At 60.8% G+C, this 2,116-nt stretch carries 3 protein-coding genes; all 3 read right to left on the bottom strand.

Translation table 11 applies throughout. The annotated features are described in order from the left end of the window. Window positions 1-754: 754 nt before the first annotated feature. The 3 genes from AC1D2N_RS36115 to AC1D2N_RS36105 all read right to left on the bottom strand — a co-directional run bounded on the left by AC1D2N_RS36115 (window position 755) and on the right by AC1D2N_RS36105 (window position 2,103). Complete coding sequence (locus tag AC1D2N_RS36115; protein ID WP_018246446.1) at window positions 755-919, bottom strand: hypothetical protein; 165 nt, start codon at window positions 917-919, stop codon at window positions 755-757. 354 nt (window positions 920-1,273) lie between these two features. Then, window positions 1,274-1,441, bottom strand: coding sequence for a hypothetical protein (locus AC1D2N_RS36110; protein ID WP_164903098.1), 168 nt, complete (start codon window positions 1,439-1,441; stop codon window positions 1,274-1,276). A gap of 338 nt (window positions 1,442-1,779) precedes the next feature. Then, window positions 1,780-2,103, bottom strand: coding sequence for a DUF736 domain-containing protein (locus tag AC1D2N_RS36105; RefSeq protein WP_018246444.1), 324 nt, complete (start codon window positions 2,101-2,103; stop codon window positions 1,780-1,782). Between the last annotated feature and the right edge of the window lie 13 nt (window positions 2,104-2,116).

Raw genomic sequence — 2,116 nt, 5'->3', positions numbered from 1 at the left:
CCGCCGCGATAGCTGAACGACGTACCGGCCTGTTCGTCCATCATCCGGGCGCGATGGCGATAGGCGGCGGCCGAGACGACGCTGCGTCCCGCGCCCCTGCCGATCACCTGTGCTCTGACGAACATGATCGCCACTGTCGTCTCCACCTCACCCGAGCACGTCGCGACAGCGACGTATATTGCGCCCTCAAACCAATCGGAACGCAGGGCCGATGCCGCTTTTGCCGCTGCAGGTTAAAGTATTTTACTACTTTATTCTAGTTAGTATGTTGGCTGGCATCGCTCATCGAAACAAAAGGAACAGTAGGATGGTGAGGTCTTCCATGGTCGGGTGAAGGCTTCTCGCGCCATCTAAGCTGGGGCAACCGAAACGGTCGAACGCGGGAAAGCGGGCGCGTCAGATTGCAGCGTCGACCGCTGATCGGGCCGCACGACTACCCAGTCGAAAACATTGGGTCGAGCAGATCATCACCCAGGATCATAGTCGATCGCTACGCATGAGCGGACTACGTCTGGCAAAAAGATACTGATGGTTTTGCGTGGGTCTAGCCGGAAGGCTAACTGCACCGGCAGTCGAGCACACCACGGTCTGGAGGGGAAGCGCCAGGAGTGGGGACGCTGCTTATGGCAGCTTGTCATCAACTGCTCCTCGGCCATAAACGACACGGGCGGCATCAACCGGCATTCCGGTTTGCTGCCGGATGCCCTTTGTTGACTTCGACGACGACGCCAGTGTCCGCGGTCAGCGTGGTGATTCAGTCGCCGCCGTTGACGCAATATTCATGCGTATCGAAATCGATCTCGAGACCGTCCAGCAGATTGATGCTGAAGCGCCTGATCTCTTTCTCGCCGGCTGGATGATCGTGAAGCTCTTGCGAAGCGGTTTCAGAGACGACGAGCCGAAGCAGCAAGCTTGGCATAGAGCATCAGGCTTAGATCGGTTGTCATAATGCGACATCCTTCGTTGATGGCGGAGATCGGCCACTCCGTTGCAGAGAGGGTCAAGGACCGCGGACGCGGCTCGCAAGCGGGAGAACCGATTTTTCTGAGAAGCGCAGCTGCGGAAAAATGCGGGAGCCCGGGCCGTCCTTGACGCCGGATTTGCTGGAGTAGAATAGGATGCCAGAGAGAGAGAGAAGAGACCCGCGTCCCTGAAGGGGACGCGACCCTATCCGGCGCGAGGTGGCGGGAGTGTCGAGGGGTGGAAACCCCTGACAGCCTGGCGGCCGGTCGATCTGGCCGGTCAGGCTCATGGACACGGCGATAAGCCTCCGTCAGAACGGAGGCTCGACGTCGATGCGGCCATCCTGTTCGGCCTCGATGATTTCCCGCTCGGCCAGTGCCAGTTCGAGTTCGCTCTCGATCTGCCGGCGCTCGACAGGATCGGCATTCCCGAGTTCGGCGCGCAGCAGCTCGATGACTTCGTCGATGCAAATGGTCATTGTCGTCTCCTTGACGTTGTGAAAGACGAGCGTCCCGGTCATGGCGGGATGGAGGGGTCAAGGATCGCGTCAGCGAGCGGCGGAGCCGGCGAGTGGGGGAGCCGATTTTGTCGGAGTGGAGGGAACCGCAGCGGAGGCAAAATTGGGGGAACCACGAAGTGCTTGAGGCCTTTATGCCGCCATGGCACCCTCGGATCGACTGAGCAGACTTTCCCTCTCCGTATGGCACCAGAATAGCCGTCAATGGGCTCGACGCCCTCGACGGCTCGAACAACAACAAGGCTCGCGGCAGAGACACGCTCGGAGCCGGCCCCGCTTTCGGGGCCGGCCTGTAGGCCTCAGGCGGGGTTGTTCCAGAGGATAACCTTCCGGTTCGGCTCGCCGCCGGGGGCTTGTGCGAGATTGCCGAAGATTACGCCGATCTCCGGAGCCTCCAGCTTGACCGAGAGGTATTCCTCGCCGGTCAGGCGAGCGATGCGGTTCCAGCCCGCTCCGATCTCGAAGCCGGTCTTACGGTGGATGATGAGGTAGTCGGGTGCTTCATCGTTCGCCTTGCTGGCGTTCGGGACGATGGCGATCGGGGCGTTGACCCGGATGGTGGCGAAGATGCCTTCGAGGGTGCCGTCGCTCTTTGCGGTGAGGGTTGCGATCGTGGTGGCCATGGTACTGTCTCCT

The sequence above is a fragment of the Rhizobium sp. P1_B8 genome, assembly GCF_056406515.1.
The sequence above is the reverse complement of the archived record's forward strand: the minus strand, read 5'-3'. Positions and strand labels throughout refer to the sequence as shown.